This window comes from Actinomadura litoris (genome assembly GCF_009733595.1).
Lineage (GTDB): Bacteria > Actinomycetota > Actinomycetes > Streptosporangiales > Streptosporangiaceae > Spirillospora > Spirillospora litoris.
Map to the genome: position 1 here is coordinate 295,886 of NZ_WOFH01000012.1, position 14,343 is coordinate 310,228.

A 14,343-nucleotide genomic window follows, 5' to 3' on the forward strand; every position below is an offset into this window, starting at 1 on the left:
GGCCGGGGCGCCTCAGAGGGTCAGACCCCGAACGCCTCGGGGTAGCGGATCGTCCCGGACGGGACGGGTCGGTCGGGGTCGAGGGCCAGCGCCATCATGTAGCGGTCCTCGACGTCGAAGGGCGGGCGGATGGAGTGCCGCGAGGCCGGGGCGAAGCCGAACCTCGGGTAGTACTCGGCGTGGCCGAGGACGAGCACGAGGTTCTCGCCCATCTCGCGGGCGGCGTCGAGCGCCGCGCGGATCGCGGCGGAACCGGCGCCGTGCCGCTGGAACTCGGGCCGCACGGCGCACGGGCCGAGCGTGAGCGCCGGGGCGCCGTCGACGTGGCAGCGCGTGAGCAGCGCGAACCCGGCGATGGTGCCCTCCAGGGTCTCGGTGACCCAGGACAGGCCGGGGATCCACGCGCCGCCGTCGGCGCGCAGGGCCTCGACCAGGTCGGCCTCGTGCGGGGTGGGGAAGGCCGCGAGGTTGACGTCGCGGATCCCGGTGAGATCGGCGGTCGTCTCGGCGCGGGCGATCCAGGAATTGATCATGACGGTGGTGAAGTCCGTTCTGTGTTCGGTGGGGACGCGACGCCACGGGCGAACGGAACGAGGGGACCGTTGAGAGATCACTGCCCGTGCCGTGAGCGCCGCGCTCATCGAGGGCGGATGCCCGACCCGGGGCGCAAGCGGTGGGTCAGGCCGAAGCCCAGGACGTGGGGATTGTCGGGACGCTGCCCAGGGCAGCGTGAATCACCGCGACCACCGAACCCCACCTCCCATCCGACCGGAACCGACACCGAACGATCGACATGCTAACAAACAACCGCGCGTGGCCCGACCGAAAAGATCTTCGGCCGGGCCACGTGCCGGACGCGGGGTCAGGCGAACTGGCCGGGGCGGCGGCCCTCGCCCGCCGGGCCCCGGTACGCCTGGGCGATGTCGAGCCAGTGGTCGGCCTCGGCGCCCACCGCGACGATCTTCAGGTCGTCGCGGTGGCGGCGGCGGGTGACCAGCAGGCAGAAGTCCTCGGCGGGGCCGGAGACGCGCTGCTCGGCGTCCGCCGGGCCGTAGGCGTGCACCGCGCCGGACGGGGCGGTGATCTCGAAGCGGAACGGGGTGTCGGGCTGGGTCTCGCCGCGCGCCTGGTAGCCGAACTCCTGCACGAGGATCGCGAACACGACCACGTGCATCAGCCGGTCGGTCGCCTCGCGGCGGACGCCGACGGCGTCGGCGATGTCCTGGCCGTGGGCGAACAGCTCCATCATGCCCGCCGCCGCGAGCACGGCCGCCGGGATCGGTCGGACGAGCCAGGGCACCAGCCTGTCGCCCGGCAGCGCGGCCAGCGCCTTCTCCGTCGCCGTCCGCTGGGCGCGGAAGGCGGCCAGCATGTCGTCGGGCGCGCCGGTGTGCTGCTTCACGGCGGCGTTGACGGCGCCCTGGAAGTCCTTCGCGGCGGCCTCGGTGACGGACTTGAACGCGTCCGGGTCGGACGCGGCCATGCCCGCGAGGCCGTAGACGAAGGTCAGGTGCGCGATCTGGTCGGAGACCGTCCAGCCGGGGGCCGGGGTCGGGGTCTTCCACTGGTCGGGGGCGATGCCCGTCACCATCCGGTCGAGGGCGTCGCCCTCGGCGATCAGGGCGGTGACCACTGGGTCGGTCATGTCTGTGTTCCTCTCTCAGCGGATGGTCCGGCCGCGTGGACGCGCGCTCCGGCGGCGCGGGCGGCGGTGAAGGACGCCCACGCGGCGAGGCCGACGAGCGTCCCGTCATCGGGGCGGACGGCGCGGAACGCCGCCACGTCGCGCGCGCCCACCTGGTGCGAGGCGAACGCCGTGAGCAGGGCGAGCCGCCCGGCGGGGCGGTCCACCGGGTGCAGCGCGCCGGCGGCCTCCTCGGCCCACCCCTTGGACAGGCCCTTGGGCGAGCCGTCCCAGGCCGCGACCTGCGCGCGGACGAGGTCGCGCACCGGCGGCGGCACCGCCGCGCCCGCCCGCGCGAACGCCGCCGCCGCGCGCGCGAACGCCTCCGCCACGTGCGGGGTGCGCGCGGCCCAGGCGAGGTCGCCCGGCAGCGGCGCGGCGGGCAGCAGCGCCGCCGAGACGCCGGGGGAGCGGATCCTGCGCCGCGTCATCCGGCCGAGCAGCCGCATCATCGGGTCCCGCGCGGCGCCGGGGACCGACGGGGGCAGCGGCGAGTCGTCCAGGAACAGGTTGACCATGCGGTTCAGGTACTCGAACGTGACCAGCACGCCGATGTACTCGGGGGCGTGCTCGTCCGGGAACGGCGACTCGCCCGCCCCGCCGCGCTGGACCCAGCCGGTGAGCGGCGTCGCCGCCGGGGCCGCCGCGGCGTGCACCGCGACGCAGTACGGGCAGGTGTTGCGGCGGGAGACCTCGGCGGCGACGGCCTCCTTGGCCGCCCGCCCGGCCAGGCCCGGCACGACGAGGCTCTCGCGCAGGATCGTCCAGGACGCGGCGAGCACGTCCGGCAGCGGCGAGTGCAGCGCGACCGGCGGGGCGAGCATGCCGAAGTCGCGCTCGACCTGGCCATACACGGCGGCGACCAGCCCGGTCGCCGCGCCGGGCGCGACCGGGCTGACATGCTCGACCCTGGCCAGCGCCCGGCGCAGCGGGCGGCTGAGCGGCTGACGCAGCGGGGCCACCGCTACTCCCGGACGAGGTCGCGGACCAGCGGCAGGACGGCGTCGCGGGCGGCGGTGTCCCCGTCCGGCGCCGGCGCCCCGTAGCCCACGTCCACGCCCCGGTCGCGCAGCGCGCGGACGATGCCGGGGATCGACCGCTCGGCGAGCGCGGCGATGGTGAGCGCCGGGTTCACGGTGAGCGCGCCCGGCACCGCCGACCCGTCGGTCACGAACACGCCGGGGTGGCCGCGCAGCTCGTGCCGGTCGTCCAGCGCGGACGTGCCGGGGTCGTCGCCGATCCGGCAGGACGCGAGCGGGTGGACGGTGTAGGCGCCGACGAGGTCGTTGGTCCACGGCAGCACGGTGGCGAGCCCGTCCTTCTCCATGACCCGCTTGGCCTCGGCGTCGGAGATCTCCCAGCCGTGCAGCGTGTTCGCGGTCGGGACGTAGCCGAGGTTGCCGCGGCCGAGCATCTGCTGCGAGATCCGGACGGAGTTGCCGGTCGCGGGCGGCGGGCCGAACACGCCCTCGTTGTCGTCCTCGCTCATCGTGAAGATCGTCAGCCAGGACTGCCAGCGCCGGAGCATCTCCTTCTTCTCCGGCCCGAACCACGTCCTGCCGTCGGCCGTGGGCGTCTGCGCGAGGATCGTGCCGAGCCCCGGCGGGAAGTAGAGCTGCTCCAGCGAGAAGCGGTCGTACTCCGGCAGCGACCCGTCGAGGTTGTCCCAGCTCGCGACGCACGGGCCCTTGCCGATCTGGGACGCGCCGTACGCCGGGCCGTCCGGCCGCGACAGCCCGAGCACCTCCGCGACCTTGTCCTCGTTCAGCACCGCCGTGTTCAGCCGCTCGCCGTTGCCGGAGAAGTAGCGGCCGACCGCGTGCGGCATCTCGCCGAGGTGCGGCTCGGAGCGCTGGAGGATCACCGGGGTGGCGCCCGCCCCGGCCGCCATCACGACGATCTTGGCCTCCAGCGTGCCGGAGCCCGCGGTGACCCGGTAGTCCTCCTCGTCGATGACGTTGTAGTGCACCTGGTAGCCGCCGTCGTCGGTCCGCGAGAGGTACTGCACCTCGTGCAGCGGGCGGATCTGCGCGCCGTGCGCGACGGCGGCGGGCAGGTAGTTCAGCAGCAGCGACCGCTTGGCGTCGAACCGGCAGCCCGACATCATCCAGTTGCAGTTGGTGCACAGGTCGTTGTCGATGGCGGTCGGCGCGGGGTTGGCGGTGCGGCCCGCGTGGTCGCACGCGGCGGCGAACACCCCGCCCGAGTAGGTGACGACGTCCCACCCCTGCCGGCGGACGGGCAGCGCCTCGGCGACCCGGTCGTACCAGGGCTCCAGGGAGTCCCGGTCGATCGCCGCGGGCCACATCCGGCGGCCGATCGAGCCCTTGCGCTCGAACACGAACCGGGGCGCGCGCGGCATCGTCGCGAAGTACACGACGCTCCCGCCGCCGACGCAGTTGCCGCCGAGCAGGCTCATCCCGTCGCCCACGACGAAGTCGAACACGCGGGTGTAGGACGAGCCGAGCAGGAAGTCGTGCTCGAACTCGTCGGTCTTCACCCAGGGGCCGCGCTCCAGCACGACGACCTTCGCCCCGCCCGCGGCGAGGTGGTAGGCGGCGATCGCGCCGCCGAATCCGCTGCCGATGACGATGACGTCGGCGCGCTCGGGGCTGCTCATGACGGGCTCCCTGTCGAGGTCGTGTCGGGGTGGATCGAGGCCAGCTCGCGGCCGTAGGAGAAGGCGCCGAACCGCCACAGGCCGTCCGCGTCGGGCGGCATGAACCCCATGGCCGTGAGCCCGGGATGGCCCGCCGCGAGGGCGTCGGTCGTGTGCATGTGCGCGGCGGTGTCGTAGGCCATGTTGCAGAACAGGGCGAGCAGCACCCAGAAGTCCTTCTCCGGGTGGCCGGGCGTCGTCAGCGTCCGCACCAGCGCGGCCCGGTCGGCGTAGGAGAGCGCGACGAACGGCGGCAGCGCGGCGTCGAGGTCCAGGCCCCGCTCGCGGGCGTACCCGAGGGCGTGCTCGTTGACGCCCTGCGCGTAGCCGTCCAGCGCCTCGGAGATGCCGGGCGCGAACATGCCGAGCAGTTCCAGCGCCCCCGCCTGGACGGCGCCGGGGCCGGGCGCCGCGCCCGCGATGGCGACGTCGTCCGGGCCGCGCTTCTCGCCCGGCACGATCGTGTCGGCGAACGCCTCCAGGGTCAGGGTCGTGGTGTCGTCGCCGTCGGGTGCGGCGTCATCGGTCATGTTCCGTCCCTTTCACGAGAACGGCGGGGAATGAGGTCCGGGCATGCGCCGCCGGGACCTCCTGGGAAACGCGGTGACTCGTGCTTCCAGGCTTGCGCCGACCGGTGGGCGCGCGCATCTCTCCGATTGCCATCGGGTTTTTCTCCGGGCGGCCCGGAGCGCACTCCGAAAGATGCGCGCCCGCCGTTGCGGGGCGACGGTTGACGCACCGGCGGTGTGCCGGTGGGAGAACGAGGGAGGGGACCTCCATGCCGACCGTCCTCGGCTCGCTGCGCAGGCTCGTGCTGACCCCGAAGCTGGCCGACGTCGGCTTCGAGAAAAGGGGGTTCCCGGTCACGCCGTCCCCCGTCACCGAACGGCTGGAGGCGGTACCGCAGGCGGTCGTCTGCGGTTTCGAATGGGGAATCGACGCGCGCGGCCAATGGGAGGTCGAGCGCAAACTCGCGATGGTCGAGCCGGAACTGCGCGGGTTCGCCTACGAGGGCGCGACGATGGCGTTCACCGTGCTGGACGCGATGGGGCCGCGCGGCACCCGCACCCGCGACCTGCTCATGGGCCCCGGCCAACCCCACATCTTCCTCGCCTACATCGGCATCGGGTTCGCGATGGCGCGGCTGCCCCGGCCGCTGTGGAAGAAGGTGCTGCCCGACCTCACCGGCTCCCCCTACCACCCGACGATGAGCTGGCTCGCCGTGGACGGCTACGGCTTCGACAAGGCCTACTTCGACACCCCGCGCCACATCGGACGCCAGGAGCCGCTCAAGCCCTACCCCTGGCAGGGCGCGCCCGACTACTTCCCGCGTGCCGTCGACCAGGGGATCGGCCGCGCGCTGTGGTTCGTGCACGGCGCGCGCCCCGAGGCGGTCGCCTCCGCCGTCGAGGCGTTCGCCGAGCGGCGCCATGCCGACCTGTGGAGCGGGGTCGGGCTGGCGGCGACGTTCGCGGGCGGCTGCGACCACGAGGGCCTCGCGGCGCTGCGCGCGGCGGCCGGGACGAGCGCGCCCGACCTCGCGCAGGGCGCGGTGTTCGCCGCCAAGGCCCGCGACTACTCGGGCCACCTGCCCGAGCACAGCCGGGCCTCGCTGGCGGCGCTGACCGGCCTTCCGGCCGGCGCGGCCGTCCGGCTCGCCGACGACACCGGCGACGCCGCCGCCGCCTCCGGCCCGGCGCCCGCCTACGAACTGTGGCGCGCCGCCGTCCGCCACCATTTCGCCGGGACGCGCAACCGCCCCGCCGCATAAGGCGGCACGGCCGCCACCCGAAACCCGGGAATTCGCTCGCCAAAATGGCGGCGATCCCGGGATTCGGGCATGTGATAAAGCGTCGCCAACTAAGCAACCAGGAAGTAAGTCCATGGCATAACACTGCCTAGACTTTCGCTGAGTCGGCAGGCCGCGACCCGCGCGTGCCGAGCAAATGTGAGCGGAAACTCATGGAGCGAAGTATGCGCGACCGTCCACGCAACCTTTCAAGGGGGAGCGATGCCCAATTCGCATGAGCGCGTCCGAAGATCTGTTCCGGCTGCCCTGGCGGTGGTGCTGGCGCTGGCGCTGTTCTTCGTCGCGCGGATCCCGGGGTCGTCGGGATCGGAGCTGTCCACCGTCGCGGCGCCCTACAAGTTCACCGAGATGCCGCTCGCGATGCCGCCCGGCTACCGCCAGACGCAGACGATCCGGCAGGTCAACCCCGCCTACTACAAGATCCGCTCCTGGATCTCCTCGGTCGGCGCGGGCGTCGCCACCGCCGACCTCACCGGCCACGGCAGGGACGACGGGATCTGCATCGTCGACCCGCGCACCGACGACATCGTCGTGACCTACGCGCCGACCGCCCCCGCGGCCGACCGTTTCACGCCGTTCGCGCTGAACCCCGCGCCGCTGCCGATGGACCACCGGATGGCGCCCATGGGCTGCACCCCCGGCGACTTCAACGTCGACGGGCGCGCCGACCTCCTCGTCCACTTCTGGGGTCGGACGCCCATCCTGTTCCTCGCCAGGTCGGACGCGAAGACGCTCTCGCCGACCGCCTACCAGCCCGTCGAACTCCTGCCCGGGGTCTCCACCGCCGGCCGCTACACCGGGCCGCGCTGGAACACCGACGCGCTCGACGTCGGCTCGTTCGACGGCACCGGCCACCCCGACATCTTCATCTCCAACTACTTCCCCGACTCCGACGTCCTCGACCCCAAGGGCCAGCCGAACGTCGTGATGCCCAGCTCGTTCTCCGACGCCAAGAACGGCGGCGGCACGCACGTGTACCGCTGGACGGGCGGGACGTCCGGCGCGCGCCCCTCGGCCGCCTACGAGGAGCAGACCGACGCCGTCCCCTACAAGCAGGCCACCGGCTGGACCCTCGCGATCTCCAGCGCCGACCTGACCGGCGACGGCAAGCCCGAGGTGTACGTCGCCAACGACTTCGGCAAGGACCGCATCTTCTACAACGTCTCCACGCCGGGGCACATCAAGTTCAAGAACGTCACGGGCAAGCGCTCGGCGATCACGCCGAAGTCGTTCGCGATCGGCCACGACTCCAACAAGGGGATGGGCGTCGACTTCGGCGACCTCCAGGGCAAGGGCCGCTTCGACCTCGCCGTCAGCAACATCACCGCCGCGTGGGGCCTTGAGGAGAGCAACTTCGTGTTCCTCAACAAGGCCAAGAGCGAGGCGGAGATGGCGCGGGAGATGGCCGACGGCCACGCGCCGTTCGAGCAGCGCGCCCAGCAGCTCGGCCTCGCCTGGACGGGCTGGTGCTGGGACGTGAAGATGGGCGACTTCAGCAACAGCGGGCGGATGGACGTCGTCCAGGCCGACGGCTTCATCAAGGGCGACATCCAGCGCTGGCCGTGGCTGCAGGAGATGGCCATGAACAACGACTCGGTGTTCAGCAACCCGAAGCTGTGGCCGCACGTCCAGCCCGGTGACGACCTGTCCGGCGGCGAGAAGCTCGCGTTCTACGCGGCCAAGCCCGACGGCAAGTACAGCAACGTCAGCGAGCAGCTCGGCCTCGCGGTGCCGATCCCGACCCGGGGCATCGCCACCGCCGACACGCGCGGCACCGGCGCGCTCGACCTCGCGGTGGCGCGGCAGTGGGGCCCGCCGGCGTTCTACGCCAACAGCTCGCCCAAGCTCGGCAAGGCGCTCAGCCTGCACCTGTTCCGCCCGGTCAACGGCGCCAAGCCCGGCCAGGGCCTGTCCGGCGCGGGCACGCCCGCCTACGGCGCGACCGTGCAGATCTGGACCGCCGACGGCCGCACGCAGATCTCCCGGCTGGACGGCGGCGGGGGCGGCACCGGCAAGCGCAGCTTCGAGGTCCGCTTCGGGCTCGGCTCCTCGCAGGCGCCGGTCAAGGCCCGGGTGCGCTGGCCCGACGGCACCGGATCGATGCGGCAGCAGGACCTCAACCTGGCGCCGGGCGCCCACACCCTGCTCCTGACCAACACTGCCACGGAGGTCCCGACGTCATGAGCACGACGGTCGAAACGGTCAACACACCGCCCGCGGCGGAACCGCCGCGCGGCGCGCCGCCGGCGGCGCCGAACGTCCGGTATCTGGCGCTGCGCAACTTCGCGATCTCGCTCACCGTCTTCAACATCCTCGGATACACGATCCTCGGCTTCGAGCAGCCGTGGCTGTGGCCGTTCCTCGCGCTCGCGACCGGCTACACCACCGAGATCGTCTTCGAGTACATCAGCGCCTGGGCCGAGCGCAGGCGGGTCCGCTTCCGCGGCGGCGGCTGGCGCGGCGTCCTTGAGTTCATGCTCCCGTCGCACATCACCAGCCTCGCCGTGAACATGCTCCTGTACGCCAACAACCAGTGGTGGCCGGTCATGTTCGGCGTCGTCGTCGCCGTCGGGCAGAAGCACGTCCTGCGGGCGCCGATCAACGGCCGGATGCGCCACTACATGAACCCGTCGAACCTCGGCATCGCGGTCACGCTCCTGGCCTTCGGCTCGTGGGTCAGCATCGCGCCGCCCTACCAGTTCACCGAGTACGCGAACGGCCTGTTCCGGGTGCTGATCCCGCTCGTGATCGCGACCGCGGGCACCGTCATCAACGCGATGCTCACCAAGCGCGTCATGCTGATCATGGGCTGGATGGGCGGCTTCGCGATCCAGGCGCTCATCCGCCACTGGATCTGGGACGTCGCGCTCGTCTCGGCCCTCGGCGTCATGGCCGGCGTCGCGTTCGTCCTGTTCACCAACTACATGATCACCGACCCGGGCACGACCCCGCACGGCGGCCGCGCCCAGTTCATCTTCGGCAGCTCGGTCGCCACCGTGTACGGCGTCCTGATGGTGGCGAACGTCGTCTACACGCTGTTCTTCGCGACCGCCATCGTCTGCGGCCTGCGCGGCCTCGGCTGGTGGGTGGCCCACTGGCGGGCCGAGCGCAGGAACCGCCAGTACGAGAGCGTCCCCGCCCCCGGGGCAGCGAACGCGATCGCCTGACACGTCCGAGGGGGCGGAACCGCCGACGCGGCTCCGCCCCCTTCGGCATGGCCTACCACCACAGGTCGCCTACCACGGGTCGCCTACCACCACGGGTCGGAGCCCTCTTCGAGGACGAAATCGTGGAAGTCCATGTTGCTGATCTCCAGGTTGGCCGCCATCGAGCCGACCACGCGGCGGGGGAGGACGGCGGGCTGCCCCGGGGTGTCGTACAGGTCGACGGCGGTGAGCGGCCGGTCGGCCTCGGCGAAGGTCCGGGCGTCGGCGAGCGCGACCAGCGTGGCGTGCTCCTCGGGCGGGACCAGCGCCGGGACCTCACCGGGCAGGAGCCCCTCGTACCGCCGGTCCTCGACGACCTCCGCCGTCAGCGGATAGTCGTCCACGTCGATCTCGTCCCAGTCCAGATCGGCGCCCACCCAGCCGTCCTGGTCGATACCGCCGAAGTCGTCGAGCAGGGCGCGCCAGCCCTCCTCGTCGTCGAAGCAGGTGCGGACCAGGAGGGCGCCGGACGAGGCGGGAAGCGGCGGATGGCTCCGCCGTTCCGACGGCTCGGGCGCGGGGAACGCCGGACGGCCCGCGTCCCCCTGGTAGACACCGCGCACATCCATCTCGCGCACCAGGTCCTCGAACCGGACCCCGCCGCGCAGCAGACCGGCCAGGATCTCACCGAGCCGGGACGCCGGCACCCGGACGCCGCGTCCGGGGACCGCGACCAGGTCCACCAGCAGCGGATCGCCTCCGCCGGCCACCACCGGAATGTCGACCAGGACGGCGACCGGCGCGGCCCGAGCGCCGTCCGGGACGAGCGCCGGGACGTTGCCGCCGTGCAGGTAGTCCCAGCCGGCCCCTTCGACCACGCGCAGCCGCGCCCCGCCCTCGCCGAGGAGGAGCACGTCGCCCTCCCGGCGGCCGCCGACGTCACCGAGCACACCGCCCCAGTCCGCCTGCCCGTCCTTGTAGTACGTGCAGAGCAGCAGCACCTCGCCGCCCACCGTCGGGGGAAGCGCGGGAATGGACATGGCTCGCCTCCAAAGGGGCCTGCGACGCTCTCGGCCCCGCCGGTGGACGGGGCCGAGGGTGCCGCGGGGACTTCGATCAGCAGATCTCCGGGGCCTCGTCCTTGATGGACAGCAGGCGGAAGTAGTTCTGGCCGAGGGCGATGTCGCGGAAGGCCTCGTCGTCGAGGTCCTTGTTGACGTCGCTGGTGATCTCCAGCTCCTCCTTGTAGACCTCGAAGTTCTTGTCGCGCGAGGCCACGAAGTCGGTGCCGGGGATGACGCGGGTCGGGTGCCGGTTGAAGAACTCGACGTAGAGCTTGCGGTTGGCGGGGTCCTTGAAGTACTGGTCGTAGAGGACGCGCCAGCTGATGTCGAGGGTCAGGTTCGGGTGCGCCTCGACCAGTTGCTCCACGGTCTCGATGTGCTGTTCGGCGGGCATCGTCTTCAGTTCCTTGGACAGCCCCATGTGCGCCCAGACGATCTTGTTGTTCGGGTAGCGGCGCAGGACCTCGCGCATCAGCGGGAGGTACTTCGTCGGCTCGGCGTCGCTGCCGAGGTCGGAGTGGAGGGTGAGCGGGATCGAGCGCTCCCGCAGGATCTTCATGAACGGCGCCCAGCGGCCGATGTCCTTCATGTCGGCCGGGTCGTGCTTGTTCGGCAGCAGCGCCTGCTTGATCAGGTTCACCTCGCCCATCCAGGTGAACATGCCGGGGTACTCCTGGTCGAGGAGCTTGATCCGGTCGACGATGCCCTCGGGGTTGGCCAGGTCGGGGAAGGTCATCGAGAGGGTGAGGCGGGGCGTCTTCGGCTTGAACGCGGCGTAGTTGGCGGCGTTGACGAAGTCGTTGCGCAGGCTCGGGGTGACCGGGGTGCCGGGGCAGTTCAGGTAGTACGTGCAGGTCGAGGCGGCCGGGAGCGTCTGGCCGATGCCGTACATGTTGGCGTAGCGGACGCCGGTCTTGTCGAGGTAGCCGAGCATTTCGGGGAACGGGACGGCGGGCCCGCCGAAGGGCTGGAAGTGCAGATGGCTGTCGACGACGGAGGTATAGGGGCTCTTGTGCCGGTCGAAGCAGTCCGGTGACGGTGCGGCGTCGGCCGCGGGAGCTAGTAGGGTGACCGCGAGAGCGGCCCCGAACGCGGTGGTCAACGCGGCGTTTCGCAGCATGGGACTCCCTGTATGGATCGGTACAAGTTGATCATCAGGGTAGCGCGGCGAATGGTCGTGCGCAGCCAGAAAAGCCACGCCCGGGTTGAATACCCCCGGGTTATTCCGGCGGCAGGAGACGGCCCAGAAGGTCGGCGACGGTGATCACGCCGAGCATGGGGGCGTCGGTGCCGCGCGGGTCGTCGGCGACGGCGACGACCGGGCTGCGGGCGCCCGCCATGACGCTGGCGATCTCCATGACGGTCGCCTGCGCGTCCACGACCGGCGGCGGCGTCCCGTCGGTGGGCAGGAGGTCGGCGACGCGCCTGCCCTCCAGCCGCCGGCACAACTGGTCGGCGTGCCGCTCGTCGTAGGTGCGGGCGAGCGCCGGGTCGTCCTGGACGTAGCGCGGGATCATCGATCCGAGCAGCCGCGACCCGGGCAGCACGGCGGTCGGGCGGCGCTCGGCGTCCACCACGATCAGCCCCGGCAGGCGGCCGGCGGCCAGCAGCCGCGCCGCGTCCAGCGCGCTGGTCCCGGGTGTCACGGTGGGGTAGTCGACGGCGAGGTCTCGGGCGCGCACCCCTCGACGGTAGCAGCCGGGCGAACCCGCCGACCTGGGGCTTCTCGCGTGCGAAACACGGCCGGTTCCGGTTAGGGTCGGGTGCTGGTGTGCCGGGAAGGCTGGTCGGCGGTTCTGTTCAGCGACCCCTCGGGAAGGGGAGCCCTTTGACCGCCGTGGCCGCGATCACGATCTTCGTCGGCGCCTATCTGCTGATCGCGTCGGAGAAGGTGCACCGGACGGCGGTCGCGCTCGGCGGCGCGGGGCTGATGCTGCTGCTGCACATCACCGACGGCCACGGGGCGTTCTTCTCCGAGGAGACCGGCGTCGACTGGAACGTCGTCTTCCTGCTGCTCGGCATGATGGTGATCGTCTCGGTGCTGCGCCGGACCGGGGTCTTCGAGTACGTCGCGATCTGGGCCGCCAAACGCGCGCGCGGGCGGCCCTACCGGCTGATGGTGATGCTGGTCGTGCTGACCGCGGCGGCGTCGGCGCTGCTGGACAACGTCACGACCGTGCTGCTGGTCGCGCCGGTCACCTTCCTCGTCTGCGAGCGGCTCGCGCTGCGGGTGGAGCCGTTCCTGGTCGCCGAGGTCATGGCGTCCAACATCGGCGGGACGGCGACGCTCGTCGGCGACCCGCCCAACATCATCATCGCCAGCCGGGGCGGGCTGTCGTTCAACGACTTCCTGCTGAACCTCGCGCCGCTCATCGTCCTGCTGATGGTCGTGTTCTGCGTGCTGTGCCGGTGGCTGTTCCGCGCCCACTTCCACTACGACCCCGAGCTCGCCGCCGAGATCATGGAGTTGGAGGAGCGGGAGGCGATCACCGACCGGCGGCTGCTCTGGCAGGGCCTGTCGGTGCTGGCGCTCGTGGTCGTCGCGTTCGTCCTGCACCCGGTGCTGCACTACGAGCCGTCGGTCGTGGCGCTGCTCGGCGCCGGGCTGCTGGTCGCCGCGACCAGCGTCACCACCCAGCAGGCGCTGGACGAGGTCGAATGGCCCACGCTGGTCTTCTTCGCCGGGCTGTTCGTGATGGTCGGCGGCCTGGTCGAGACCGGGGTGATCGCCGACGTCTCCCGCGCCGCCGCCGACGCCACCGAGGGGCGCCCCGCCTTCGCGGCCATGCTGCTGCTGTGGGCCTCGGCCGGGCTGTCGGCGATCGTGGACAACATCCCCTACGTCGCCACGATGAGCCCGATCGTGTCGGACCTGGTGCAGCGGCAGCCGGGCACCGAGGGGCACGTGCTGTGGTGGGCGCTGGCCCTGGGCGCCGATCTCGGCGGCAACGCCACCGCGATCGGCGCGAGCGCGAACGTCGTGGTGCTCGGCATCGCCGCGCGCAACGGCACCCCGATCAGCTTCTGGTACTTCACCAGGTACGGGCTGGTCGTCACGCTCGTCACGGTCGCGCTCTGCGTGCCCTACCTGTGGCTTCGCTACCTCTGAGCGACCCTCTTCCGAGCCTTTTCAGGGGACGCCTTGTCGGCCCCACTGTACAAGCGTACGATAGCGCCGTCGCTAAGTTATTGAACGCTTGTACAGGCTGGTGGACGTGGGCACGGACGAGTCCGAGGAGACCGCGCGGATCCGGATCAGGGACGCGGCGCTGGAGCAGTTCGCCGAGCACGGCGAGCGGGGCGCCACGATCCGGGGGATCGCGCGGGCGGCCGAGGTGTCGCCCGCGCTGGTCCAGCACTACTTCGGGACGAAGGAGGGGCTCCGCCGGGCGTGCGACGAGTACGCCATCGAGCTGTTCCGCACCACCAAGCAGGACGCGATGAGCGGCGGGCTCGCCGAGCCGGGGTTCATGGAGGTGGCGTTCCGGGCGGGCATGCCCGTCCAGCGGTACCTGGCGCGGGCGCTGGTGGACGGCTCGGAGGCGGCCGACAGGTTCTTCGACGACGCGGTCGCGCTCAGCGAGGAACTGCTCCAGCGCGACCTGCCGGGCCTGGCCAAGCCGAACACCGACGACCTGCACGGATACGCGGCCGTCATGACCGCGATCAGTTTCTCGCTGGTCGTGATGCACCACCACCTCTCGCGGGCCCTCGGCGCCAACACCCTGACCCGGGAGGGATATCCGCGGCTCGTCATGGCCGCGCTCGACGTCCATTCCGACGTCCTGCTCTCGCCGGAACTGCTCGAACAGGCCCGCGCCGCGCTGCGGCAGATGGCCGCCGCCCAAGAGGACCCCGACGACGATGCGTGACGCTCCCGCCGCCGGCGCCCGCCGCGCCTCGCCGCGGCGGATCCCCACCTCGGACGCGGCCGCGCGCGAGACCGATCCCGACCCGCCGCGCGAATGAGGGAACCCGCC

The 14,343-nt window shown here is 72.0% G+C and carries 13 protein-coding genes; 5 read left to right on the forward strand and 8 right to left on the reverse strand.

Features of this window, described 5'->3' with window-relative positions; translation table 11 throughout:
• Nucleotides 1-20: 20 nt before the first annotated feature.
• From GNZ18_RS30705 to GNZ18_RS30725, 5 genes are all read right to left on the reverse strand, one after another.
• A complete protein-coding gene (locus GNZ18_RS30705) occupies nt 21-533 on the reverse strand; it encodes a GNAT family N-acetyltransferase (RefSeq protein ID WP_156220097.1) in 513 nt (170 codons plus the stop codon).
• A 329-nt stretch (nt 534-862) separates the two neighbouring features.
• Entirely contained in the window at nt 863-1,645 is a 783-nt protein-coding gene (locus GNZ18_RS30710; protein WP_156220098.1) for a TIGR03084 family metal-binding protein, read from the reverse strand.
• Entirely contained in the window at nt 1,642-2,646 is a 1,005-nt protein-coding gene (locus GNZ18_RS30715; RefSeq protein WP_216651483.1) for a carboxymuconolactone decarboxylase family protein, read from the reverse strand. The genes GNZ18_RS30710 and GNZ18_RS30715 overlap by 4 nt, the downstream gene beginning before the upstream one ends.
• Before the next feature lie 2 nt (nt 2,647-2,648).
• Nucleotides 2,649-4,304 carry an FAD-dependent oxidoreductase gene (locus GNZ18_RS30720; RefSeq protein ID WP_156220099.1) on the reverse strand — a complete coding sequence of 552 codons (1,656 nt, stop codon included), beginning with the start codon at nt 4,302-4,304 and terminating at the stop codon, nt 2,649-2,651.
• Nucleotides 4,301-4,873, reverse strand: coding sequence for a DUF5987 family protein (locus tag GNZ18_RS30725; RefSeq protein ID WP_156220100.1), 573 nt, complete (start codon nt 4,871-4,873; stop codon nt 4,301-4,303). The genes GNZ18_RS30720 and GNZ18_RS30725 overlap by 4 nt, the downstream gene beginning before the upstream one ends.
• Before the next feature lie 248 nt (nt 4,874-5,121).
• Here GNZ18_RS30725 and GNZ18_RS30730 point away from each other — a divergent pair, with 248 nt between their 5' ends.
• The 3 genes from GNZ18_RS30730 (at nt 5,122) to GNZ18_RS30740 (ending at nt 9,320) form a co-directional block, all read left to right on the forward strand.
• Nucleotides 5,122-6,114: a DUF1702 family protein gene (locus GNZ18_RS30730; protein ID WP_156220101.1), complete on the forward strand. Its 993-nt coding sequence runs from the start codon at nt 5,122-5,124 to the stop codon at nt 6,112-6,114.
• A gap of 240 nt (nt 6,115-6,354) precedes the next feature.
• The gene (locus GNZ18_RS30735) at nt 6,355-8,337 is read left to right on the forward strand and encodes an FG-GAP-like repeat-containing protein (protein WP_156220102.1); all 1,983 of its coding nucleotides are present in this window, start codon (nt 6,355-6,357) and stop codon (nt 8,335-8,337) included.
• Nucleotides 8,334-9,320: an enediyne biosynthesis protein gene (locus GNZ18_RS30740; RefSeq protein ID WP_156220103.1), complete on the forward strand. Its 987-nt coding sequence runs from the start codon at nt 8,334-8,336 to the stop codon at nt 9,318-9,320. The genes GNZ18_RS30735 and GNZ18_RS30740 overlap by 4 nt, the downstream gene beginning before the upstream one ends.
• An 83-nt stretch (nt 9,321-9,403) precedes the next feature.
• Here GNZ18_RS30740 and GNZ18_RS30745 read toward each other — a convergent pair whose 3' ends face one another.
• The 3 genes from GNZ18_RS30745 to GNZ18_RS43835 all read right to left on the reverse strand — a co-directional run bounded on the left by GNZ18_RS30745 (nt 9,404) and on the right by GNZ18_RS43835 (nt 12,045).
• Nucleotides 9,404-10,339: a DUF6924 domain-containing protein gene (locus GNZ18_RS30745; protein WP_156220104.1), complete on the reverse strand. Its 936-nt coding sequence runs from the start codon at nt 10,337-10,339 to the stop codon at nt 9,404-9,406.
• A gap of 76 nt (nt 10,340-10,415) precedes the next feature.
• Entirely contained in the window at nt 10,416-11,483 is a 1,068-nt protein-coding gene (locus GNZ18_RS30750) for an amidohydrolase family protein (RefSeq protein ID WP_156220105.1), read from the reverse strand.
• 100 nt (nt 11,484-11,583) lie between these two features.
• On the reverse strand, nt 11,584-12,045 hold the full coding sequence (locus GNZ18_RS43835) for a CBS domain-containing protein (RefSeq protein ID WP_216651484.1): 462 nt from the start codon (nt 12,043-12,045) through the stop codon (nt 11,584-11,586).
• A 155-nt stretch (nt 12,046-12,200) separates the two neighbouring features.
• Between GNZ18_RS43835 and GNZ18_RS30760 the strand changes: the two genes are divergently transcribed.
• Nucleotides 12,201-13,472, forward strand: a complete 1,272-nt coding sequence (locus GNZ18_RS30760; RefSeq protein ID WP_446678413.1) for an ArsB/NhaD family transporter — start codon at nt 12,201-12,203, stop codon at nt 13,470-13,472.
• 106 nt (nt 13,473-13,578) lie between these two features.
• Complete coding sequence (locus tag GNZ18_RS30765; RefSeq protein WP_214620124.1) at nt 13,579-14,235, forward strand: TetR/AcrR family transcriptional regulator; 657 nt, start codon at nt 13,579-13,581, stop codon at nt 14,233-14,235.
• Nucleotides 14,236-14,343: the final 108 nt, after the last annotated feature.

What these genes read in the sequence shown, in the direction of transcription:
- GNZ18_RS30705 (WP_156220097.1), bottom strand. Translation starts at nt 533, where the DNA reads ATGATCAATTCCTGGATCGCCCGCGCCGAGACGACCGCCGATCTCACC.
- GNZ18_RS30710 (WP_156220098.1), bottom strand. Translation starts at nt 1,645, where the DNA reads ATGACCGACCCAGTGGTCACCGCCCTGATCGCCGAGGGCGACGCCCTC.
- GNZ18_RS30720 (WP_156220099.1), bottom strand. Translation starts at nt 4,304, where the DNA reads ATGAGCAGCCCCGAGCGCGCCGACGTCATCGTCATCGGCAGCGGATTC.
- GNZ18_RS30725 (WP_156220100.1), bottom strand. Translation starts at nt 4,873, where the DNA reads ATGACCGATGACGCCGCACCCGACGGCGACGACACCACGACCCTGACC.
- GNZ18_RS30730 (WP_156220101.1), top strand. Translation starts at nt 5,122, where the DNA reads ATGCCGACCGTCCTCGGCTCGCTGCGCAGGCTCGTGCTGACCCCGAAG.
- GNZ18_RS30735 (WP_156220102.1), top strand. Translation starts at nt 6,355, where the DNA reads ATGCCCAATTCGCATGAGCGCGTCCGAAGATCTGTTCCGGCTGCCCTG.
- GNZ18_RS30740 (WP_156220103.1), top strand. Translation starts at nt 8,334, where the DNA reads ATGAGCACGACGGTCGAAACGGTCAACACACCGCCCGCGGCGGAACCG.
- GNZ18_RS30745 (WP_156220104.1), bottom strand. Translation starts at nt 10,339, where the DNA reads ATGTCCATTCCCGCGCTTCCCCCGACGGTGGGCGGCGAGGTGCTGCTG.
- GNZ18_RS30750 (WP_156220105.1), bottom strand. Translation starts at nt 11,483, where the DNA reads ATGCTGCGAAACGCCGCGTTGACCACCGCGTTCGGGGCCGCTCTCGCG.